At 60.2% G+C, this 21,638-nt stretch carries 18 protein-coding genes; 8 read left to right on the forward strand and 10 right to left on the reverse strand.

Going from position 1 to position 21,638, the window contains the following annotated elements; all coding sequences use genetic code 11:
* Positions 1-149: 149 nt before the first annotated feature.
* From BM177_RS16420 to BM177_RS16430, 3 genes are all read left to right on the forward strand, one after another.
* Positions 150-1,298 carry a glycosyltransferase gene (locus BM177_RS16420; RefSeq protein ID WP_175492656.1) on the forward strand — a complete coding sequence of 383 codons (1,149 nt, stop codon included), beginning with the start codon at positions 150-152 and terminating at the stop codon, positions 1,296-1,298.
* Positions 1,295-2,548, forward strand: coding sequence for a glycosyltransferase family 4 protein (locus BM177_RS16425; protein ID WP_091685753.1), 1,254 nt, complete (start codon positions 1,295-1,297; stop codon positions 2,546-2,548). Before BM177_RS16420 ends, BM177_RS16425 begins: the two co-directional genes overlap by 4 nt.
* 75 nt (positions 2,549-2,623) lie before the next feature.
* Positions 2,624-4,132 (forward strand): oligosaccharide flippase family protein, encoded by a 1,509-nt coding sequence (locus BM177_RS16430; RefSeq protein ID WP_091685756.1) that lies wholly within the window; start codon positions 2,624-2,626, stop codon positions 4,130-4,132.
* A gap of 90 nt (positions 4,133-4,222) precedes the next feature.
* On the opposite strand, the gene BM177_RS16435 is transcribed toward BM177_RS16430, so the two are convergent.
* From BM177_RS16435 to BM177_RS16445, 3 genes are all read right to left on the reverse strand, one after another.
* A complete protein-coding gene (locus tag BM177_RS16435; RefSeq protein WP_175492657.1) occupies positions 4,223-5,182 on the reverse strand; it encodes a glycosyltransferase family 2 protein in 960 nt (319 codons plus the stop codon).
* 321 nt (positions 5,183-5,503) lie between these two features.
* A complete protein-coding gene (locus BM177_RS16440) occupies positions 5,504-7,933 on the reverse strand; it encodes a DUF4082 domain-containing protein (protein WP_175492658.1) in 2,430 nt (809 codons plus the stop codon).
* Positions 7,934-8,205: 272 nt separating this feature from the next.
* Entirely contained in the window at positions 8,206-9,510 is a 1,305-nt protein-coding gene (locus tag BM177_RS16445) for a family 16 glycosylhydrolase (RefSeq protein WP_091685762.1), read from the reverse strand.
* A 1,514-nt stretch (positions 9,511-11,024) separates the two neighbouring features.
* Between BM177_RS16445 and BM177_RS16460 the strand changes: the two genes are divergently transcribed.
* Positions 11,025-11,636, forward strand: a complete 612-nt coding sequence (locus tag BM177_RS16460) for a DUF938 domain-containing protein (RefSeq protein ID WP_091685769.1) — start codon at positions 11,025-11,027, stop codon at positions 11,634-11,636.
* Between the two features lie 168 nt (positions 11,637-11,804).
* Here BM177_RS16460 and BM177_RS16465 read toward each other — a convergent pair whose 3' ends face one another.
* The 4 genes from BM177_RS16465 to BM177_RS16480 all read right to left on the reverse strand — a co-directional run bounded on the left by BM177_RS16465 (position 11,805) and on the right by BM177_RS16480 (position 13,992).
* A complete protein-coding gene (locus BM177_RS16465) occupies positions 11,805-11,996 on the reverse strand; it encodes a YgaP family membrane protein (RefSeq protein ID WP_091685771.1) in 192 nt (63 codons plus the stop codon).
* 59 nt (positions 11,997-12,055) lie between these two features.
* On the reverse strand, positions 12,056-13,363 hold the full coding sequence (locus tag BM177_RS16470; protein WP_091685774.1) for an NAD(P)/FAD-dependent oxidoreductase: 1,308 nt from the start codon (positions 13,361-13,363) through the stop codon (positions 12,056-12,058).
* Between the two features lie 69 nt (positions 13,364-13,432).
* Complete coding sequence (locus BM177_RS16475; protein ID WP_091685816.1) at positions 13,433-13,636, reverse strand: YgaP family membrane protein; 204 nt, start codon at positions 13,634-13,636, stop codon at positions 13,433-13,435.
* A 29-nt stretch (positions 13,637-13,665) separates the two neighbouring features.
* The gene (locus BM177_RS16480; RefSeq protein WP_091685776.1) at positions 13,666-13,992 is read right to left on the reverse strand and encodes an ArsR/SmtB family transcription factor; all 327 of its coding nucleotides are present in this window, start codon (positions 13,990-13,992) and stop codon (positions 13,666-13,668) included.
* Positions 13,993-14,065: 73 nt separating this feature from the next.
* Between BM177_RS16480 and BM177_RS16485 the strand changes: the two genes are divergently transcribed.
* From BM177_RS16485 to BM177_RS16495, 3 genes are read left to right on the forward strand one after another with little or no spacing between them, the layout of a single operon-like run.
* Positions 14,066-15,019, forward strand: a complete 954-nt coding sequence (locus tag BM177_RS16485; protein WP_244532395.1) for an efflux RND transporter periplasmic adaptor subunit — start codon at positions 14,066-14,068, stop codon at positions 15,017-15,019.
* A gap of 20 nt (positions 15,020-15,039) precedes the next feature.
* Entirely contained in the window at positions 15,040-18,324 is a 3,285-nt protein-coding gene (locus BM177_RS16490; RefSeq protein WP_091685779.1) for an efflux RND transporter permease subunit, read from the forward strand.
* The gene (locus BM177_RS16495) at positions 18,324-18,692 is read left to right on the forward strand and encodes a carboxymuconolactone decarboxylase family protein (protein ID WP_091685782.1); all 369 of its coding nucleotides are present in this window, start codon (positions 18,324-18,326) and stop codon (positions 18,690-18,692) included. Before BM177_RS16490 ends, BM177_RS16495 begins: the two co-directional genes overlap by 1 nt.
* 188 nt (positions 18,693-18,880) lie before the next feature.
* Here the strand turns inward: BM177_RS16495 and BM177_RS16500 are convergent, their stop codons facing one another.
* The 3 genes from BM177_RS16500 to BM177_RS20165 all read right to left on the reverse strand — a co-directional run bounded on the left by BM177_RS16500 (position 18,881) and on the right by BM177_RS20165 (position 20,858).
* Positions 18,881-19,501, reverse strand: coding sequence for a hypothetical protein (locus BM177_RS16500; RefSeq protein ID WP_139223684.1), 621 nt, complete (start codon positions 19,499-19,501; stop codon positions 18,881-18,883).
* An 88-nt stretch (positions 19,502-19,589) separates the two neighbouring features.
* A complete protein-coding gene (locus BM177_RS16505) occupies positions 19,590-20,261 on the reverse strand; it encodes a transglycosylase SLT domain-containing protein (protein ID WP_342028932.1) in 672 nt (223 codons plus the stop codon).
* Between the two features lie 420 nt (positions 20,262-20,681).
* On the reverse strand, positions 20,682-20,858 hold the full coding sequence (locus tag BM177_RS20165) for a hypothetical protein (RefSeq protein ID WP_175492659.1): 177 nt from the start codon (positions 20,856-20,858) through the stop codon (positions 20,682-20,684).
* Positions 20,859-21,208: 350 nt separating this feature from the next.
* On the opposite strand from BM177_RS20165, the gene BM177_RS16520 reads away from it, so the two are divergent.
* Complete coding sequence (locus BM177_RS16520) at positions 21,209-21,565, forward strand: phasin family protein (RefSeq protein WP_091685792.1); 357 nt, start codon at positions 21,209-21,211, stop codon at positions 21,563-21,565.
* The last annotated feature ends 73 nt before the right edge of the window (positions 21,566-21,638 follow it).

The following is a 21,638-nucleotide window of genomic DNA, read 5'->3' on the forward strand; positions in this document are numbered from 1 at the left end:
TTTTATCAAAATTTGTCGCCTGCGCTTTGATTACTCGGTTTGTCTTCGGTTGCTCGATTCAATATGGAGCGGAAGAACTCCCCGTTTTAACTCTGGTATGGTCAAAACGTTGACTTATCCGAACTCGTTCGAGGATGAACGAATTGAAAATGAGCGTGCCGTTTGGAGGCAGGGATCCGGTCGTCATTATCGCGGGCACGCCCTGGGATGGCATGCTGGCGTCCGAGCGTCAGCTCGGCGCTCAGCTGGCTGCGTTTGGGCCGGTCGTTTACGTCGACCCTCCCGTCAGCAGATCATGGCCGACGCTTTCGAGGCCGCAGATTGATCAACCGCACCCCGGCGTGACGAGAATCACGCCAAATGGCGTGCGGGGGATGTATCGACCCCTCGCGCATCACGCAATTGCGCCGCTCGTTGCGCACGCCGTCAAGCGCCAGCTTAATCTGGCGGGCGTGAAACCGCGCGCCGTGATGGTTGCGGCCCCTCTGGCGATCTTGTCTCATTTCCCGGAAAGCCGCCACATCGTTTACGCCACGGACGACTGGATCGTCGGAGCAGGGCTCATGGGCTTGCCCGAGGACAGGATGCGCTGGGTTCAAAGGCGGCACCTTGAGACAGCCGACCTCGTCATCGCCGTTTCCGACGTGCTGGCGGAGCGATACCGTTCGGCTGGTCACCCGGCTGTCGAAGTCGTCGCCAATGGCTGCGACCTCGACACGCTCGACGGCGTCGACCGCGCGCAACCCGTTCAGAATGTCGATTTGCCCAAACCCATCGCAGGATTTCTCGGCAATCTTTCCGACCGGATCGATCTCAGCTACCTCGAGGCGGTCGCCGAACGTGGCGTTTCAACCCTGCTGGTCGGTCCCCGCCGGGCGCAGTTCGGAGGCGACCGGTTCGACCGGTTGGTCGCGCGGCCAAACGTTCGCTGGGTCGGACCGCAACCCTACGAGCGGATGCCGTCGTATTTGCGGCTGATCGACGTGGGCATGACGCCCTACTCGCCGACTGAATTCAACAAGTCCAGTTCTCCCCTCAAGACTCTTGAATATCTTGCCGCGGGGCGGGGTTCGGTCGCGACGGACCTTCCGGGCGTCAGGTCGCTTGGCACGCCGCTGGTCGCCATCGAGACCAATCCCGAAGCATTCGCGGACGCCGTGGAGGCGACTCTGGCGATGGATCGAACGCCTGAACTCGTCGCCGCCCGGCGCGCCGCGGCCGCGCCGCATTCCTGGGAACGGAAGGCCCTGCGCGTCGCCGATCTCCTCGGTCTCGCGACGCCGGTGAACCTGCCGTGAGAATCCTCGTCTATCCTCACGAACTGTCGCTTGGCGGGAGCCAGATCAACGCCATCGACCTTGCCGCCGAGATCAAGAACGCCGGCCACGATTCCATCATCTATGGCGTCGAAGGGCCTCTGACCGAATATATCCGCGGCAAAGGGCTGGACTATCACGCGGCCCACCCCAATGCGGTCAGACCGAACCCGATCCGCATTGCTCAGCTCGCCCGATTATGCCGACGCGAACGCATCGATCTGATCCACGCCTATGAATGGCCTCCGTGCCTCGACGCCTATTATGGCGCCCATCTTCTTCTCGGCGTCCCCGTGCTGTGCTCAGTCTTGTCAATGTGGGCCTCGCCTCTAGTGCCTGACACGGTTCCCCTCATCATGGGCACCGAAGCGCTCGGCGACGAGGTCCGTCGCGAACGTCGGGGCGACGGCGCAAACGTGTATGTGCTTGAACCACCCATCGATATCGTCGCCGATCGTCCCACAACCGACGGCGGGGCGTTTCGTCGCCAGCTCGGCATCGCCGACAACGAGCTGCTTGTGGCGTCCGTCTCGCGCCTGTCGTTCGACCTCAAATTTGATGCATTGACCGACGCAATCGACGCGGCGGCGAGCCTTGCGGCAAAGTGGCCGATCCGGCTGGTCCTGGTTGGCGGAGGCGATGCGGAATCCGAATGCCGGCGCCGCGCGGACATCGTCAACGCCTTGCACAACCGGGAAGTGATCCTGTTGCCGGGACCAAGCCTCGACCCGCGTCCGGCCTACGCGGGGGCGGATGTCGTGATCGGCATGGGCAGTTCCGCGCTGAGGGCCATGGCGCATGAAAAACCTCTCGTCGTCCAGGGCGAGCGCGGCTGGGCCCTTCCATGCAATCCCGACACGATCGGCGTATTCCTGCATCAGGGTTTCTTCGGAGAAGGCGCGGGGAGTTCCGGCGCACCCGCTTTGGCCGCGGCCGTCGAGCGCTTACTGGAGGATGCCGAACGGCGGACCTTGCTTGGCAAGTGGGGCCGCGAGACAGTGATCGAGCGATTTAGCCTTCAGGCCGCCGCGAAATCGCTCATCGGAATGTTCGAAAACGTCCGCCTCGGCGAACCACGAATTGCGTTCAGGCGAAAGGCGGCGGCTTTCGCGCAGGTAACGGGACGGGCGTTCGTCAACGAACTTCAGTACCACCTGCCCAATTATAAACGCAGGCGCGACGCCGAACTGCAGCGTAGGATGCAGGACGCCGTTGTAAACGCGAACCGTTGATTCATCGTGACGCGATCCAGGTTCACTTAAACAAACGCGAACCTTCGTCTTTCAATATGGACAGAAACATTTCCCATGAGCCGGATCCACCGATCTATACTCTTCTCTGCCGGCGAGCGTTACGGCAGCTTCATTTTCTTCTTTTTCTCGATAGCAATTCTTTCACGATTGCTGACGCCGGAGCAGACAGGCATTTATACAGCGATCGCCGCGCTGACGGCGCTGGCGAATACGCCTGCGGAATTCGGAGGCGCCGGATACATCATCCAGAAACAGGTGTTGTCCGAACCGGATATCCGCACGGCGTTCACAATCAATTTCGCGATTTCCGCCGCGGTTGCGGCAGCCCTTTTTTTATCTCGGGACGCCATCGCGACATTTTACGGCCTGGAAGGATTGAAAGACGGGATCGGCGTTTCGGCTCTGAGTTTTCTTCTGTTGCCCTTCTCGAGCACAATATCGGCATTGCTACGCCGCGAAATGGCGTTCGATACGGTGGCCCAATGTAATCTCGTCGCAAACTTCGTCACTGCGGCGACATCGGTCGCCCTCGCAGCGTCGGGCGCCGGCTTTATGGGTCCCGTGATCGGGACGGTTGCAGGAAATGCGGCGCTGGTGGCGCTTTTCATCGCCTTTCAGCGCAACTTGCGGATTTTTCTCCCGAGTTTCGTTGGATATCGCGACGTGATCGCGTTCGGCGCCTATTCCAGCGGCGTCGCGATCATAAATGTCTTTTACCAGATGTCGCCCCAACTCATTCTTGGACGTGTTCTGAACTTCACCGCGGTTGGGCTTTACGGCCGCGCCATCAGCGTGACCCAGATATTCGACAAGCTTATCATGCAGGTGTTGGGTCCCGTGATCATGCCGGCAATCTTCGACCAGACCCGGGCCGGCGGCGACCTGAAGCAGATTTACCTTGTCGGGATTGAGCTGCTTTCAGCCGTTCAATGGCCCTTCCTGATCTTTCTGGCGTTCATGGCCGAGCCGATCGTCCTTATCTGGCTCGGTCCGCAATGGATCCAGATCGTTACCCTGGTTCAATTCATTTGCGTCGCCTCGCTGTCGTTGTTTGCGGCCTCTCTGACCTATCCGGTGCTGGTCGCTGTTGGCAGAGTGCGGGATTCGCTTGTCTCATCGTTCATTTCGCTGCCTCCGTCGCTCTTGATGATTTTAATCGCCTCGTTTTTCAGCGTCCAGGCAGTCGCTTTTTCGACACTTTTTGCTTTGCCGCTTCAGGCGGGAGTAGCAATCTATTTCATAAGCCAGCGTCTGGACATTCGACCGGCTGAATTGCTCCGCGCCACCGCGAAGAGCGCCATTGTCGCGGGCTGTTGCACAGCCGCGATCCTGCTCGGCATCTTTATCAGCAACGTCAGCGGATCGGGGCGGATCGCCGAACTCATCGGGGTCGGATTGCTCGGAGTGATGGGATGGCTGGCCGGGTTGTTTCTCACCGGGCACCCGCTCTGGGAACACATTTGCTGGGCGTCAAACAAGGGATGGCTGGCCGCTTCGCAATTCTTTCTTCGAGACGGCGCCATTCCCCTGAAAGAAAAATCGCCTCCGGCTGAACCTTCGTAATCCAGGAACTTTTTACACGCCGAGTTGCAGGATCAGGCGCCGCACTTCATCGTGCGCCGCCTCAATGGCTGGATCTTCGTCAAATTCAAATTACGCGGACGTCGAGCGGATGCCGTCGCGGGCAGGCGCGGTGAAGAGCAGCCGCGCCATGACGCCCGTGCGCCAGAGCCGATGCGCCACCAGAACCGCCGCCGCTCCCGCCTTCGCCCGCCCGTCCGGCAGCCGATCCGAGCGGAGCACTTTCAGCAAATGGGGCGCGGCCGACAGCGGCATCGCCGCCGTTTTGGCCGCCCAACGCATCAACCCAAAAGGCTTTTCAAGCGTCAGCGCATGATGTTCGGCCAGAACCCGCCGCCATCGCGTCTTGAGGTCGGACCAGCTTGGCCGCGCAAGGTGGCTGACAACCGCAGAAGGCTCGTAGCCAAGACGAAATCCGGCGGCGCGCGCCCTGAATGACCAATCCATATCCTCGGCGACGCCGGTGCGAAAGCCGCCGACCGAGTCAAATACCGTGCGCCATACCCACATGTTGCCGCTGCCCGTATAGCCCTCGATCAGGATATAGCGCTCGAAATCGAATCCGAACACGATTTCCCAGGCTTCAACCGCCGTCGGCCGCGCCGGATCCTTCGCGACCGTTTCGACGCGCCCCCCGACAAAATCATAAGCGGCGAGCGCATGCGCGCCGTTCTCGGCCCAGTCGGGCCGCGGATTACAATCGCTGTCGATAAAGGCCAGAACCTCGCCGCGCGCCACCGCCGCTCCACAATTGCGCGCCGGACCCGCTCCCTGCACTGGAGCAGGAACGACGCGGCAACCGGGCGCTGCGCGCACAACAGCTTCTATACCGCAGGCGGAATTGTTATCGGCGACAATGATTTCCAGCCGGTCGGCAGGCCAGGTCTGGGCATGAAGCCCGGCGATGCACACAGACAGGGCTTCGAGATCATTATAATGGGGAATAATGACCGAGATGAACGCCTGGTCGACGTTAGCCGCCCCTCCAGGCCCCTCCGTTGCGCCTTCGACGGCCGAACCTTCGTTGTTCATCCCGAATCCCTCAACTTCACGCCAGTTTGAAGAAGATCCAACAGTCAGCCGCCAAAGGCTCGTGACGGTCTGGCGTTCCTCAGCGCTGGCGCCTTTCGGAGGAACGCAACGCATGCAGATAGCGCGTTTTGACGCTGAACTTCAATATGAAAGGTCTTTCAAGCTGTCGGGATTCTGAATCACCTCTCATTCCGCCGTTCCCGCGCTTCTCAGGGAACCAGTTTATAACCTGAGGGCGCGGAATCGGAGAATGGGACTCAACAATATTTTCTTACATTCAGATGAAGTTCCGGGTCAACCGGAACGCATCCTCATGGATTGCTATTGAATCTTGTAGATTTTGACCTGGTAATTATCGCCATTGGCTCCGAACGAGTCGCCGAACTGAGCAGAGGAATTCAAGGCGAAGGTGCGACCCATCGCAGAATTTCCGGCGTCATAGTGAGCGTTCGAGTCGTACACGACCGTGGCGGTCTTGCCAGCATATCCCGCGAGGGTGAAGGTCATCGTCGCTGATCCATTGTGCGCAGGCTGAGCGAAGAGGTAAATGGCGCCGTTGTAGGACTTCGCCATCGCCGAGCCGGGCGTCGCCGACGAACTCATTGTCAGAACTCCGTTCGAGCACGACTTTGCAAAGCTCGTATAAGAGGATCCGTTGATCATGGTGCAGCTGCCGACCGTCGCGGCGTTGATCTGCGGAGCGAAGGCAAGCACGCTGGTGTTGATATAAGTCAGGTTCGCCTGGACCGCCTTCGCCGCAGCCGAGCCGCCCTCGCCAAGACACCAGGAATATCCGTTGCTATCCTGACAGAAATAAGCGAAGCCGGACGCGCCGTTGATGAGCGACATCCACACCTCGGCGTTCACCAGAGGAGCCGGAGCGCGCTTGTATTGACCGCCGGTGCACAAATTGGTCGATTCAGAACAGCTCGAACCGTTCTGCGAAGAAAACGCAAGTTCGTCAGTTCCGGTATCGACGAAGGGCGTAAACGGCGCGCCGGCAGCCCTCACCGACATGAACCGGTTGACCGCCCAGCCCTGGAGCCACGCCGCGTCACGCGGCGAGCCGCATTGGGCTGTGCCGCAATTCCATGGGCTGGTCAGGGGATAGGAATCAAATGAGGCGACGCCCATTGCCGCGATGTAGGCGTCATTTCCCGGACAAGTACCACTGCCGTTCACTTGATACTCATCGCTGTTCAGGAAAGTCGGGCGCGTCGAATCATAAGATTTGAGCGTCGCCACCTGGCCCGGAATCGCGCTGATGGGCCATGCGCTGCAACTCCCCGTCTGCGGTTCGTCTCCCATGCTCCAGCCAATGACGTTTTTCGCGCCCGTCGCGCCAACATCGGCGAGAATCGAGGCGATTGAGCTTGGGTCAGTATTGTTCGGTGTCCCGGCTCCAGCATTCGTGTTGACGTTGGCAATAACATAGAGGCCGGCTTTCGAGATAGCGGCAAACTCACCGCCTGGATCGCCCTTACCAAAACTCGTCGGACCCCAGGAGCCGCCCGCCGCGTTGTCGATGTCCCAATAGGTGTTGATCTTCGAGGCGACAGTGGCGTCAAGATTCGTGGCGTAGGCGCCCCCAATAGGCCGATTGGGATTTTGCAGCCAGCTCGCGATCATGATGAAATTTGGATCATTCGGGTAATTGGCGAATTGCGAATACCGGTTAGCCGAGCTGACGCTGTTGCTGACCGTGGCGTTGACGGTGAGCGAAACGGTCGCGGAAGCCTTGCCGCCGGCTGTATCCTGAATCGAGTAGGTGAAGCCTGCCGATCCTGTATAGCCCGACGTCGGTATGAACGTGATCGTGGAGCCGCTGAGGGAAACGGTTCCGTTTACGGGATTGCTCACACCCGTGAGCGTCAAGGAAAGCCCGTTAGGATCGGTGTCGTTGGCGAGTAGAGCCGACGACTGGACCGAGAAATTCGAGCCTTTCGTTATCGCAAATCCGGTGTCGTTGCGGGCGACCGGGGCAGCCAGAGCATTGACCGACAGGGACGCAACAGCGGACGCTGTGCCCCCCGCGGTATCCTTAACCGTATAGGCAAAGCTTGCTGCGCCGGTGTAGTTCGTCGCGGGCGTGAATGTCACGACGGTTCCGTTCATCGCGACTGAGCCGTTCTTAGGGCTGCCAACGGCCGAAACTGAAAGCGGATAGCCGTTGGGATCGCTCGCGTGCGACAGGATCGTCGACGACTGGATCTGGAGCGGCGTGTTGACTCCGGCGACCAGGCCGCCGAACGAATTTGCTATAGGCGGAACGTAAGCTGTGGCGACGGAGAAAACGGGATCCACCCAGTAGTTCGCAGCACGAAAGGTGCTGGTCGGAAATTGCACGGTGGTTCCATAGGTGTAAACGCTATTCCCGCCGCTCGAGGCGCTGTCGAGCGCCGTCAAGGGGCCGCTGATGCGCGCCACATTAAAATAATTATCGGTTTCTGAATAATATCCATTGGTATGATAGGAGACAACATATGTTGTATTTGCAGAGATTGCAACGGGCGACGCGAGATTGACCTGTTGCCAGCCGCTCGCCGTCTCGCCGACGGAATCGGCGCTGGCGAGAAGAGCGCCATTCGCGCTCCAGAGGTGAACCGTATGGAGGCTCTTATTGCTCGAACCCTTGTAAAAACGGATGCCGGTGATCTTGCCCGCGGACGAAGCCTTGAACTTGACTCCAAGTTCGACGGAAGATGTGTCGTCCTCGTTCAGCCTCGCCGGAACATCGCTTGCTGAAAACAAGCTTGCAGCCGAAACGGAACCCATCAAGAGAAGGTATAAGGGCGAGATCAAAGCCACGGTTCTCGTGAGCTTGCTCGATGAAAATTTCCTACGCAACACGTTCATTTTGATCAATCCTGTACTTGCCGCCTTTGGGCGGTCTGATTGGGGGGAGTCATTTGGCAAGGACGCGCCCAGGGCCGCGACCTTATTGTCGCGCTCGACGAGACTGTCGGAGCGTTGTCGTCACGCGTGAAAGGAGTGACCTCGAAGCGAGAGAGGCGCCCTGCCTGCTAATTCGTCGGCACCGACGTGACACCTGGCCAGAACTTGATCCAGTTGTAGTCCGCGGTGAATGTCTTGGACGGCGGGCCGCCGCCCCACGTTGCTGCTCCCGTCCAGACATTGGCCATGATCCAGCCGCCATTGGCGGGGGCAGACGCCACATCGGAACCGGTCACGGTGTGGACGGTCACGCCATCGACGGTAAAAGACAGCGATCCCGGAACCCAGAGGAACCCGTACCTATGATAGCCGAGGGCAGGATTGAAATTGAGCTTTTGCGCATAGGTCGCATTGGATGGATGGGTCGTGAAATGAACCAGACCCGCATTGCTCGACGTGAGCCACGACTCGTTCAGGAGAAACTCGATGTCAAATTCCTGCGGGCCGTATGTTCTGGCGTTAAGGGTTCCGCCCGCCTGCATCCAGAAGAAGGACGCAACGCCGCCTGAGACCTTTTGCGGATCAACGATCATCCGCACCTCGTAATAGCCGTATCCATAGCCAGGAAGCGCATTCGATATGATTTCGCCCGCTTGCTTGCTCGGAGTTGTCGCAAGCGACAGAAACCCCGCCGCGGGATCATTGACGCCGCTTGGATCAGCACGGGTGAAGACGGCGAGGGAGGGAACGATCGTATTACCGCCCGTGCCGGTCCATGTGCCGTCAACTTTGAACAACCCATCCGGCGTGGTTAATCCGGTGGTTCCCGTTTGCGACGCCGTTCCATTTGGGGGATTGAAGACTTCGTTCACTTTGGGAGTCGGCGCCGGCGGCTGGCTCACCACCTGCTGTTGCGCCGTGACTGCGAGAAGAACGAGGGGGCCTGCCGCAGGCCGAGTCGCGGTGACGCATATGTCGTCCCCGGCGACCGCTGTCTGGGCGACGGTCGCGGCGCCGACGCCAGCCTGATTCCACGTCGCGCTGGAATAGGCCGCCAATGACGTTGATGCGTGAAGGCTTTTCGTGGCTGTTGCGCAAGCGGCGCCTGTGCCTTCGTTCAGCGAGAAGGTGGCGGGATTCGAGCCTGTCGCCCATTGGATCTGGCAAATATGCGTGATGCTTCCGGCGACTCCCGGCACGACGACCTGGGCGGTGGGCGACGTAATATTCAAGACGCTGTTCTGCTGCTGCGCCGTGCTGGCGCAAGGGTCTGTCAGCGCATGCGCGCCTGACCCCGACGCCAGGAGAAGCGTCATGACGCCAAGACAATCTTTAAGGAGATGCCGGCCGTCGATCCGCCCCCTCTGACCTTGCCGCTCCCGATGCGAGGCGGCGGAGGATAACGACCGACGGGAGATCTCGAGGCTGGACATCACTGTTCCTTTCACCGAACCACGGCAAAACCGACCGGTCAAAGCAACACAACTGCTTGACCTTCACGGGACCATCTTTACAAAGTTTAAGGCTAAAATATGTAAATGTCAAAATCTTTTAATCGTCACTGTCAAGCTACAGTTTTGCAATACAAATGACGTCTTATGGCCACGTTCAGTTTTTTGTCATTGACTACTTTAGTATTATATTTAAAATGGATGGTTAAAATATTTGCTATGATGCTTTATACATTTGTAAATGACCTGTGTTATTATTTATCTTTTTTCATTACATTCAATATCGTGGCTTTTAGCGGTCATAATCTATCAATTTACCCCGTAGACTCCAAACTGTCGCCGTAGATCTGCCATAAAGAGGCGTCGGCATGATCTTGCGCGCGCGCCGGAGATCGCCCTCGAATAGCAACGTTTACAACGAATTGACCGCGCTTTCGTCGATCGGGGCGCTTGTCAAGCCGTGAATTTTTTTCTCTCGCATTCGGCTCCTCCGGCGCTTGAAAAGTGGCGCCATGTTCATTGCCGTTCCATCTTGAAGCGCCCGCCTGCTCCATCCCGACATCAGAAGAATGCGTGGAAACGCCGGTTGCGAAGACGCCGTGGCCGCCACGGTCGATCGGAACGGCGATTTCGCGGTCCCCGGCTTGTGCGCACATCGGGACGACGGCGCGGGTCCCGCCGCGATGTCCTCGCCGAAGCGCGGATTGTCACGCAGGCGGATCAGAAAGCGGCAGAATCCTCGCCACAGGGCGTGGGGATCGTTTCCGAGGCTTCGCGATCGGGCGTGATTCAGAGAGGAGCCGAAAGGTGCGGATTGGTCCGCCTCAGATCACGATCCGATAAGGTCAGACGATCCTGATCCGTGACGCCGACGGACAGATCAATTGGCCAAGCGAAGGAGGCCTCTATGTTTTCGAAGCGCGCGTCGTCAACATGGACCGCTTACGCCAATGGAGAGCCCTGGGAATTGCTGAACAGCGCCCCCCGTCGCCAATTGCGCGGCGCGGATCTTTCTGACCAATCGGGCGCTTGCGACGGAAGCCGGAGTCATGTGGCGCCTTGGCTTCTGTTCCTGGGCTCAAGGACAGCCGGCTCTTAATCGGCCTCAGCTTCTCGTTTCACATCTTTGCGATGCCGTACGCAGTGAGTGAACTTTTCAACTAAGCTCTCGTTACATTCATGTCGCGCCTCGCGCCGTTCAAGTTTTTGCATAAAGGAAACGCACATGTTTGCGCTGGAAAATATTCTAACCTGGATCCTGGTCAGAGTCTTTGTCTGGGGCATGTTCGCAAACGCCGTCCAGGATTCCCCGCAAAAGAATGAGCGGCCATCGGGTTAGAGAAATCCGGGACAGGAAAGTCCGGAACCGGTTAGTCCCATTCTCAAGGGACGGAAATCCCCCGGAAGCACATAAAAAAGGCTTGCGTATACGGCGGCCGGCCGGACAGATAGAGAAGTAAACGCATGGTTTGTTTCGCGCCTGTCCTCGGTCCAAGATGAGTGACGCCCGTCTCTTCTCCGCCGCCGCCGCACGCAATCGCGGTCCCATTCTCGACGTCTTGCGGACGGTCCTGCCCCCGACCGGACTGGCGCTTGAAATCGCGAGCGGCTCGGGTGAGCATATCGCTTTTTTCGCCTCGCAACTGCCGAATCTGACATTTCGCCCCTCCGATCCCGACGCCGCCGCGCGAGCCAGCATTTCATCGTGGACTGCTTTCTCGGGCGCCGCCAACATCCTTGCGCCGCTGGCGCTCGACGCGAAAACGACGCCCCGGCCCATCCTTCGAGCCGACGCCGTGATCTGTATCAACATGGTCCACATTTCGCCCTGGGCGGCGACCGAAGGCTTGTTCGAGGGAGCTTCAGAGATTTTGCGGACCGGCGCGCCGCTCTATCTCTACGGTCCCTACAAGCGCTGTGGCGGGCATACAGCTCCCAGCAATGCTGCGTTCGACGTAAATCTTCGCGCTCAGAACGCCGCCTGGGGCGTGCGCGATCTTGAAGCAGTCACGGACTACGCCGGGTCGAAGGGTTTCGCGGGGCCAAAGATCATCGAAATGCCCGCCAACAATCTCAGCCTCGTCTTCCGCCGAAGCGCTGGATGTTAGCGCGGCGCGGCGCCGGTTTCAACGAGAGGCGTTGAAACGGGCGCCGTCGCGGCGGCGGCCACTGGCGGGGCCTACGCCTTGTCTACCACATAGAACTGGCCCTGGAGGCAGAAAGTCGACTGTTTGTTCGCCTTTCCTGACGCTCCCGAATGACGCGCGGGGCCGGCCTTATTTGTTTACGCCGCAGGTGTTGAAGCCAAGCAATGTATAAGCGGGACAGAACCTGAACAGGCCGGTCAGCAACGGAACGACGCCGATATAACCCCAGAGTCCAATAGCTCCTTTTGCGGCGAGTCCGATCATCACGACGCCGGCGAGGATGCGGAGGATGCGGTCGAGGGCTCCAACATTCGCGTTCATCTCAAGTTTCCTTACGTTTGTGGCGGTGGAGTATGCTGCTCGTCTACATGCGTGCGTTGCTAAGATGCGTGCCTGCCCGGAGCCGCCTTCAGCCTCTCCACCCCAAGCTTCTTCATGACGAAACGCTCGTATCCGGGCTCGCTCGATCCGATGCGAATCTTGCGCAGGAAATATTTTTCGAAACCGACTTTAGCAAGATGCACCCAATAGCCCTGGCTTGACCAGTTGACGTTGCGCGGCGGGATCTGCGGCAACGCGACGAAAGCGACGCCGCTGTCGCCGAAATCAGCGAGACAGACGGCGTTCCAGGTGCCTTCGTGAGAGGGCTCCCGATTGGCGATCAGGTCGGCGATATTGTGCGCGGTGGCGGTCACCATCGATTCGATCAGGTAACCCGTCTTTGGCATTCCGGTGGGAACGGGCGTCTGTTCGACAGGCGGGATCGCGGTGCAGACGCCGACGGCGAAGACGTTGCTATATCTGGGATTGCGTTGATATTTGTCGATGAGGATGAAACCGCGTGGGTTGGTCAATCCCTCGATCCATTTGCCGTCCTCGGTCTTGAAGCAGTCGACGCCGCGAAACGCCGGAAGAAGCATCGAAAATTTCGACGCGATCTTGTGCACGCGCTTGACGCTGCCGTCGTCATTGACCTCGGTCGCCTCGACGCCCTCCGCAGTGATCCGGTCGATCTTGCAATTGGTGATCCACTTGATGTCCTTATCGCGCAGGATCGACTCGAGCATTCCCTTGGTGTCGCCGACGCCGCCCAACCCGAGATGCCCGATATAAGGTTCGGAGGTGATAAAGGTCATCGGAACCTTGTGCCGGATCTTGCGCTTTCGCAGGTCGGTGACGGCGCAGAGGGCATATTCATAGGCGGGCCCGAAACACGAAGCGCCCTGAACCGCGCCGACGACCATCGGACCCGGATCGCTACAGAACGCCTCCCATTGTTTGGAAGCGCCGTCGGCGTGATCGACGTGGCAGACTGATTGAGTGTGGCCTTGCGGTCCGAGGCCTTCGATCTCGTCGAAGGCGAGTTTTGGACCCGTCGCGATCACGAGATAATCGTAATCGAGCGCGGTTCCGTCGCCGAGATAGATCCTGTTCTCATCGGGAACGACGCGTTTCGCCCCGGCGGACGAAAAGAAAATCTTCTTTTTGGCGAAGACTTCGGGCAGGGCGACCTTGATGTCTTCGGGGCGCCGCCACCCCATCGCGACCCACGGATTTGAAGGGACGAAATGGAAATAGTCATTATCGGACACGACCGAAATGTCGGCGTCGCGACCGAGCAGGTCACGCAGCTCGAACGCCGTCGGGATTCCGCCTATACCGGCGCCAATGACAACAACCTTGGGCATAGTGTTTCCTCTCCGGGTTTGTTTTTCTTTTTGCGGCTGGACTCTGCAAACACCGGTCTGCGGACACGCCTAATCGAAAGCGCATCCCGGCCGATAGCCGAGGCGTTTCAGCACAGTAGCAAGCGGGCAGAAGCCGGTAAACGCGGCCTGCAGAAGATTGACGCCTACAAATCCAGTGAGCAACAGCCACCCGGAGCCATGCCAGTGCGCGAGCGCGAGGCTCAACAGGATCATCGTTCCGGCGAACGCAAGGACGACGCGGTCGATACTCATGACTTTCCCCTTTCGGCGCTTGCAGCCCGTCAGTATTTGCAACCCGGGTCAGTATTTGCGGTCCCCGAGCAAAACAGATCATAAAGCAAGGCGATAACCTGATTGGCTTCCTTGCTCGCGAGCGAGTAGTAGATTGTCTGCGATTCCCGGCGCGTCTTGACGAGTTTATCCTCGCGCAACCGGGCAAGATGCTGCGACAACGCGGACTGACTCAAGCCGATCGCTTCGTGAAGAACGCCGACGGATTGCTCGCCCTTGTGCAACTCGCACAAGATCATCAACCGATGCCGGTTTGCGAGCGCCTTGAGGAAGGCTTCCGCTTTTCCCGCCCGCGATCCCAATTCCTCTAATTTCATTGTTGCTAAATTAGATTGTTCTGTTTTAAGTGTCAAGGGTTCTCTTTTGCGGATTGCCGTCATGCGCTTCGCCTTGATCGTTTTCTCAACCGCCATTCTCGCGCCCCATGCGTTCGCCGAAGATTTCAGCGTCCATTCAAGCCAAGTAGACGATCTAAAGGCGGTCATAGCAACGGTCGAGCCCGTGCACCTGCTCGCCGCTCGCGCGAGAATCGGCGGGACGATCATACGCCTGAAGGTCAAGGAGGGCGATCGCCTCACGGCCGGCGCCGAAGTTGGTCTTGTCGTCGACCAGAAGCTCGCCCTGCAGATCCAGGCGCTCGACTCGCGCATCAAATCCCAGCAGGCGCAGCGCGACCAGGCGAAAATCGACTTCGATCGCGTAACCGAGTTAAGAAGCCGCGGCATCAGTTCGCAGGTGCAGTTCGATCAGGCCCGCACCGCGCTCGACGTCGCCGAGCGGACCGCTGCGGCCATGCGGTCGGACCGCGACGTTATCGTTCAGCAAACCGCGGAAGGAACAGTTCTCGCGCCCGGCGCCGGACGCGTCCTGACCGTGCCGGCGTCGGAAGGAAGGGTCGTCCTGCCAGGCGAGACGCTCGCAACGCTCGCAGAGGACAATTACGTTCTGCGGCTGTCCTTGCCGGAGCGCCATGCGCGCTTCATGCGGGCGGGCGACGACGTGCTGATCGCCGCCCGCGGCGATCAGGCGGAGGACAACGGCGCGATGCGGCGCGGCAAGGTTCGCATCGTCTATCCGGAGATCCAGGGCGGCCGGGTGATCGCCGACGTCGACGTCGGCGATCTTGGCGACTATTTCGTCGGCGAGCGCACCCGCGTTTATCTGCCTACAGGCAAGCGCGACACGATCCTTGTGCCGGCGGACGCCGTCTACCGGCGCGCGGGCGTCAACTTCGTGCGGCTCAGGGATGGAGCGGAAGTCGTCGTTCAGCCGGGCGAGACGAGGCCGGACGGCGTCGAGATCCTGTCCGGCCTCAAGGACGGCGACGTGGTCCTGCGCCCATGAGACCGCCTATGAGGCCTCCCATGAGACCGCCCACAAAACTCGGCGTCTCCGGCGCGCTCACACGCACCTTTATCACATCGCCGCTCACTCCGCTGCTGCTTCTCGCCGCGCTTCTTGTCGGCGTCCTCGCTCTTGTGTCGCTGCCCCGGGAGGAAGATCCGCAGATCAGCGTCCCGATGGTCGACATCGTCGTCGCGGCCAATGGCTACAAGGCCGACGAAGCGGTCGAACTCGTCACCCGGCCCCTCGAGGACATCATCAAGGGGATCGATGGCGTCGAGCATGTCTACTCGCAGACACAAGACGACAAGGTGGTCGTCACCGCCCGCTTTTTTGTCGGAACTGACCGGGACACGGCGGCCCTGCGCATCCATGAAAAGATCCGGGCGAACATCACCGGCCTGCCGAAAGGAATCCCCGAGCCCCTGATCGTCGGGCGCGGCATCGACGATGTGGCGACCATCGTCCTCACCCTGGCCGCCAAGCCGGAGCGCGCCAGCCGCTGGACCGACAACGATCTTTTCCAGATCGCCGAAGAATTGCAGCACGATCTGACCAAGGTCGAGAACGTCGGGGCGAGCTACATCGTCGGCGGCAGCCCGAACCAGATCCGGGTCGAGCCCGATCCGGAACGGCTCTCGCTCTATGGCATAACCCTCGGACAGCTGACCGAAAAGCTGACCAACGCCAACCGCGCCTTTCTTCTCGGCGACATGCGGGAGAAAAACCGCTCCCTTCCGGTGGTCGCCGGCCAGACCCTTCAGGGCGTTCCAGATATCGGACTTCTGCTCCTCACCTCGCGCGACGGTCGGCCGGTCTATGTCAAGGATGTAGCCGACGTTCGCGTGGCCTCCGCCGAGCGCGACCAGCGCGCCTGGACGTTGACCCGCAACGCCAGCGGGGGGCTGGACAAGCGCCCCGCCGTCAGCATCGCTCTTTCGAAACGCAAGGGCGCCAACGCCGTCGTCGTCGCCCGCGATATTCTCGATCGGATGGATATCGTCAAGGGGCGGATCGTTCCGGAAGACATCGACGTCGCGGTGACCCGGAACTACGGCGCGACCGCCAGCGAAAAAGCGAACGAGCTTCTGTTTCATCTCGCTCTCGCCACGGTCTCCATCGTGGCGCTCATCACGGCCGCGATCGGCTGGCGCGAGGGGCTTGTCGTTTTCATCATCATCCCGACGACGATTTTGCTGACGCTCTTCGCCTCGTGGCTGATGGGTTACACCATCAACCGCGTCAGCCTTTTCGCGCTGATCTTTTCAATCGGCATCCTCGTCGACGACGCCATCGTGGTGGTTGAGAATATCGTCCGGCATTGGCGCATGCGGAACGGGCGCGGCCTCGTCGAAACCGCGATCGAGGCCGTTTCCGAAGTCGGCAATCCGACGATTATCGCGACTCTCACCATCGTCGCGGCGCTCCTGCCGATGATGTTCGTGAGCGGGATGATGGGACCCTATATGAGCCCTATTCCGGCGAACGCCTCGATGGCGATGCTGTTTTCCTTCTTCGTCGCGGTCACGATCACGCCCTGGCTGCTCCTCAAGATCGCCGGCGGACAATTCGAAACCGCGACCAGCGCAAAAGAGAGCCGCACTCACGACAGCGACGGACTCATGGGCCGGTTCTACGCTCGTGTGGCGACGCCTCTGCTCACCGGCAGAGCCCGATCGAAAGTCTTCCTCCTCATCATCGGGGCGGCGACGCTCGCGTCACTCGCGCCTTTCGCAACGAAGACCGTGCGCGTGAAGCTTCTGCCGTTCGACAACAAATCCGAAATCCGGATTGTCGCGGATCTTCCCGCTGGCGTCTCGCTTGAAGAGACCGACCGCGTGCTCACAGCCATTGCGGACCGTCTGAAAGATCTTCCCGAGCTTACGTCGATGCAAGCCTATGTCGGGCTGGCGGCGCCCTTCGACTTCAACGGCCTTGTGCGCCACTCCTACCTGCGCGGCGTTCCGCAACAAGGCGAGCTCTCGATCAACCTCGTTCCCAAGGGCGATCGCTCGCGCGCGAGTCACGCGATCGCCCTTGACATCCGCAAGCGGCTTGCCGGCCTCGCGCTCCCGCCGCGCTCGTCGCTCAAGGTGGTGGAGGCGCCTCCAGGGCCGCCGGTCCTTTCGACGCTGCTGGCCGAGATCTACGGCCCGGACGCCAAGGCGCGGCGCGACCTCGCTGCGAAAGTTCGAAAGGGCTTCGAGTCGGTTGATTTCATCGTTGACGCCGATGACAGTTTTGGCGTCCAGGCCGAAAGATTGCGGTTGTCGATCAACCAGGAGGCGCTTGAATTCCATGGCGTCCAGGAACAGGCCGTCTACGATACGATCAGCGCCATCCTCGGCGGGGTGAAGATAGGGTATTCACAGCGCGGCAGCGGCCTGAAGCCGATCGAGATCGTCGTCGCAATGCCGAAATCCGCGCTGACGCCGGGCGAACGTCTTTTGTCGACGCCCCTGCCCGCCGGAGGCACGCCCCGTCAAGGCGCCAATGTCGAACTGGGCGACGTGGCGCGCGTCACGCGCGAGCCCGCGTCCTACCCTATCTTCCGGCACAACGGGCGTTTCGCCGAAATGGTCAGCGCAGAGGTGGCCGGACGCTTCGAGGCGCCGGTCTATGGCATGCTTGCGGTGGAGGATGCGCTCAAATCGATCGAATGGGGCGCCGAGGGCCCCCCCGCCGTCAAATACCACGGACAACCGGTCGACGATCTGAAGCCGACGCTGCTCTGGGACGGCGAATGGGAGGTCACCTATGTCACATTCCGGGATATGGGCGCCGCCTTCATGGTTGCGCTTTTGGCCATCTACCTGCTCGTTGTCGCCCAGTTCGGCTCGTTCAAGCTACCGCTCGTCATCCTTGTTCCCGTGCCGCTGACGCTCATCGGCATCGTCTTCGGCCATTGGGCGCTCGACGCCGCCTTCACCGCGACATCGCTGATCGGTTTCATCGCGCTCGCGGGGATCATCGTGCGCAACTCGATTCTGCTCGTCGATTTCATCCGCCATCGCCGCGCCGAAGGGGCGACGCTCCGTCGCGCGCTGATCGACGCGGGCGCCATCCGCTTCAAGCCGATTTTCCTCACGGCGGCGGCGGCGATGATCGGCGCCGCCTTCATCCTGACCGACCCGATCTTCCAGGGCCTCGCAATCTCCCTCGTCTTCGGACTCGCCTCTTCGACCGCGCTCACGCTGCTCGTCATCCCGGCCCTCTATGTCTGGCTGCGCGACGACAACCAGAGCTTCGAGCGCGAAACGCAAACTCCCGCAATGTCGTCGCCTCGGAAGGAAACTCAATCATGATGGACGTCAACTGGCCCGAACTGACAGCGGAGCTGTCGTCCGATCTCAAGACCCTGCGCGGCGGTGCGCCAGCCGTGATGAAGGCTTTCTCCGCGATCGCTCAAGCCGCCCTCGAGCCGAAGGCGCTCGACGCGAAGACCAAGGAACTCCTCGCGCTCGGGATTTCGGTGGCCGTGCGCTGCGACGACTGCATCGCCTTTCATACCAAGGCCGCTCTCGCGCAGGGAGCTTCGCGGGACGAGGTTCTTGAGACTTTGGGAATGGCGATCTACATGGGCGCAGGCCCCTCCGTGATGTATTCGAGTCATGCTCTCGCCGCCTTCGACCAGGTCGTCGCCGTAAAGGAAAGCGCCCACAAGACATCTTGAGTCGCGCGCAAGCCAATGTTGGCAACCCAAGATCGCATGATTTCGATCAGAGGAGTGACAAAGATGTTTTCAGGCTCTGACGCCTCGAGGAGACATGATCGTCGCCTTTCGTCAGCGGACGCTCCCGCCGCTCGATGACGTCATGGGATGCCTCGGGTCAGCATCCAGAACCTGCCTGATCAGAAGCGCTAACGGGGACGGGAGCCCTTTTTGAAAAACGCGTCGGGAATCTCGAAATCCGTCCGGGACTCGCCAAGGCCGATCTTTTCGAAAAAGTCAGGGCCGAATTCGCCCTCCGCCTCATTGGCGTCAGCCCTGCAGGCGTAATTCGCCAGAACCTTGCCCTGCTTCTGCACCGAAACCCCATCCACGGTCGCCTTGGCTCCCCGCGGACCCCAGTTTCCTATCGCGCTGAGCACGGTGTAGGTGTACGGCGCGATTTCGAATTGCAGATAAGCGCCCCCGCCGCCCGCGAAACTGAAGTTTCCCGGTACGAAATGATGATCCGGCGGCGTCCGGTCCGCTGGAAAAACCAGAACCGGCTTTCCCTTCGGGCCAAACCGATATTGCAGATAGCCTGACTGGTTCGCGACATCCCTCGACGCGCACAGCGAGACGATCTGCTTTCCGGAGGCGCAGGAGTAAACGATCGTCTCGGCGGGATCGCAATGCGTGACAGAACCGGCGGCGGCGCCCGGCGCCAGTAAAAACAGAGCCAGAAGACACGGCGCAAGAAGACATGACGTCAGAAGGTTTGGCGCAAGGCAGGTTGCAAGGCTTGGCGCGGGATGCGTCCATCTTCCGAGCATGACATTTACTTTCAAACTTCCGTGCCCGCGCTGAAAAGGATCCGCGGCGAGGTTAGCAAAACCGATTGCGAAATAAAACACGCGCCCTCTACCTTTCGGCGGAGAAACGCCGGAACTGGCGCTCCATTGCGTTGACCGCGGCGACATAGGTCGCGACGTCGTGGTCGCCGCAGCGCTCTCCGGGCTTCAGATGGAAGCCGGCCCGGACGAAGCCCTTGGCCCGGCCGGCGCCGCAGAGATGGATGATCGCGGCAAGATCCTGCGCCTGTTGCAATCCCGCTTTCGCCTTTGGCCGGCGCGCAAGGATTCTCGCGACGCTCCTGTCGAGGGACGCAGCGGTCAGTTCGATGGCGTGGCTCGGCAGGACGCGGGTATAGAGCGCGTTGAACCAGCAGGAGCGCCAGTCGCTCCACGGCCCTTCCTCGATGACGGCGTGGTTGCGGATGCAATAGCGCCTGGCGTCGGCAAAGGCGGCGTCGGTCAGCTGATACATGCCAACGGCGCTCGAGGCGGGTTGATAAAGTTCGAACGGGTTCCACGTGAGCCGCCAACGCCAATAGGTTCGCGCCGCCGGATTGCCAGCGCTCTCGACCTGGGCCAGCGCCGCCAGCAGTTCAGGCGTGATGACGGCCGTGGAATATTCCTTGAACAGCGGCGCATACTGACGCCAGGTCTCGGCCGGCATCTTGTTGAGCGCGCCGCTCAGTAAAAACAAGATCTCCGTCGGTTTTCGTACGACATGATACGCGATATTCGCCACGCAGAAAGCGCCGATTGCGAGCGCCGCTATGGCGACGGTACGCAGAGGCGAAGGAGAATGCGGTCTGCGCCAGGCCGCAATCGCATGATCGCGCCGACGGCCAAGCCAGCCACAGAAAACGTTCCAGCCGCGGCTGATTCGCTGCGTCGGCGACAGGGGCGTCGCATCGCGGAGGGGCGCCGCGTTTGATGCGACGACGCGCGGGCGAACGCCGGGCGCGTTCTGCCGAGGCGGAGACGCTTTTTCCCTGGCCATCATGCAACGCACCCCGGTCGCGGCGCTCGTTCGGATCGAGGCTGATGTAGACCGGATTAGAGTCTATCGCGTTAACGAGCCGGACGAAGGCCGCGCAAAATCATTCGCCCGTCCTCAAAATTGGGCCGCGGCGGTTCCGCGTTCGGTCGCCTGGCGTCAAGCGCGTCAGCGACGGATTGCCCGGGCGGCTAAAGCGCTTTCCGATCGCATGAAGTCATGCGATCGATCAGAAATCGCTCCAGAGTCAAAAGCTTGAGCATATTCTTCTCGATTGGATTGATTCAATCCGAGCAGAATATGCTCTAGGGAGCGTTCATGAAGCAGCGCCAGCAGGCGTTCCACCAAAGCATGCTGTAAAGCCCGATTTCAAGAACAGAATTCATCAACGGGGCGGGCTTCGATTCCCGGCGACGCGCGCGTTCTACCTCAAGGCTGATAACATTCAACGAACTGGATTCTCTCATCATGGAATGGCCGTCCCGACCGACAAACGCCTTCTCGTTCAAATACGATACGGAGAATATACGAAACGGCGAGCCCGCCGGATTGAACGCCCAAGGGCCGCCCCGCCGCGCATCCGCCCCGGCTGAACTGAAGACGGAGGCTGGCGCGCGTCTTGCGTCCCCACGCCAATAATGCGAGAGTTTTTTCGCCGCTAGAGCAAAAATACGCCCTGCTGAAGGAGAGCACTCATGATCGGCATTCCACAGGAAATACCGTCGCAAATCCGTGAGCTTGCAGAAAAAAACGTCGATCAGGCGCGGGAGGCGTTCTTGGGATTCATCGGCGCCGCTCAAAAGGCGACGGGCGCCGCGGATGCGCTGCCGTCGGGAGCCAAGGACGCAATGACCAAGGCGATGTCGTTTGCGGAAAACAACGTCAATGCGGCCTTCGATCTGGCGCAAAAGATCGTTCGCGCCAAGGATGTGACCGAGGTTCTCACGTTGCAATCCGAGTTCGCCAAGGCGCAACTGGCGGCAATGCAAAAGCAGGCCGTTGAGCTTGGCGCTCTGGCCCAAAGCGCCATAACGTCGGCTGCTCCCAAGTAGCTCAGCCTCTTTGACTTAAAATCGCTTTGACGCCCGCATCCTGAACGATGCGAGCGTCTTTCCTTCCTGCGAA

Source organism: Methylocapsa palsarum (assembly GCF_900114285.1).
GTDB classification, from domain to species: Bacteria; Pseudomonadota; Alphaproteobacteria; order Rhizobiales; family Beijerinckiaceae; genus Methylocapsa; species Methylocapsa palsarum.

Excerpts from the sequence above, each read along its gene's own strand:
- BM177_RS16420 (WP_175492656.1), top strand. The coding sequence starts at position 150 with ATGAGCGTGCCGTTTGGAGGCAGGGATCCGGTCGTCATTATCGCGGGC.
- BM177_RS16430 (WP_091685756.1), top strand. The coding sequence starts at position 2,624 with ATGAGCCGGATCCACCGATCTATACTCTTCTCTGCCGGCGAGCGTTAC.
- BM177_RS16435 (WP_175492657.1), bottom strand. The coding sequence starts at position 5,182 with ATGAACAACGAAGGTTCGGCCGTCGAAGGCGCAACGGAGGGGCCTGGA.
- BM177_RS16445 (WP_091685762.1), bottom strand. The coding sequence starts at position 9,510 with ATGTCCAGCCTCGAGATCTCCCGTCGGTCGTTATCCTCCGCCGCCTCG.
- BM177_RS16460 (WP_091685769.1), top strand. The coding sequence starts at position 11,025 with ATGAGTGACGCCCGTCTCTTCTCCGCCGCCGCCGCACGCAATCGCGGT.
- BM177_RS16465 (WP_091685771.1), bottom strand. The coding sequence starts at position 11,996 with ATGAACGCGAATGTTGGAGCCCTCGACCGCATCCTCCGCATCCTCGCC.
- BM177_RS16470 (WP_091685774.1), bottom strand. The coding sequence starts at position 13,363 with ATGCCCAAGGTTGTTGTCATTGGCGCCGGTATAGGCGGAATCCCGACG.
- BM177_RS16475 (WP_091685816.1), bottom strand. The coding sequence starts at position 13,636 with ATGAGTATCGACCGCGTCGTCCTTGCGTTCGCCGGAACGATGATCCTG.
- BM177_RS16480 (WP_091685776.1), bottom strand. The coding sequence starts at position 13,992 with ATGAAATTAGAGGAATTGGGATCGCGGGCGGGAAAAGCGGAAGCCTTC.
- BM177_RS16490 (WP_091685779.1), top strand. The coding sequence starts at position 15,040 with ATGAGACCGCCCACAAAACTCGGCGTCTCCGGCGCGCTCACACGCACC.
- BM177_RS16495 (WP_091685782.1), top strand. The coding sequence starts at position 18,324 with ATGGACGTCAACTGGCCCGAACTGACAGCGGAGCTGTCGTCCGATCTC.
- BM177_RS16500 (WP_139223684.1), bottom strand. The coding sequence starts at position 19,501 with ATGCTCGGAAGATGGACGCATCCCGCGCCAAGCCTTGCAACCTGCCTT.
- BM177_RS16520 (WP_091685792.1), top strand. The coding sequence starts at position 21,209 with ATGATCGGCATTCCACAGGAAATACCGTCGCAAATCCGTGAGCTTGCA.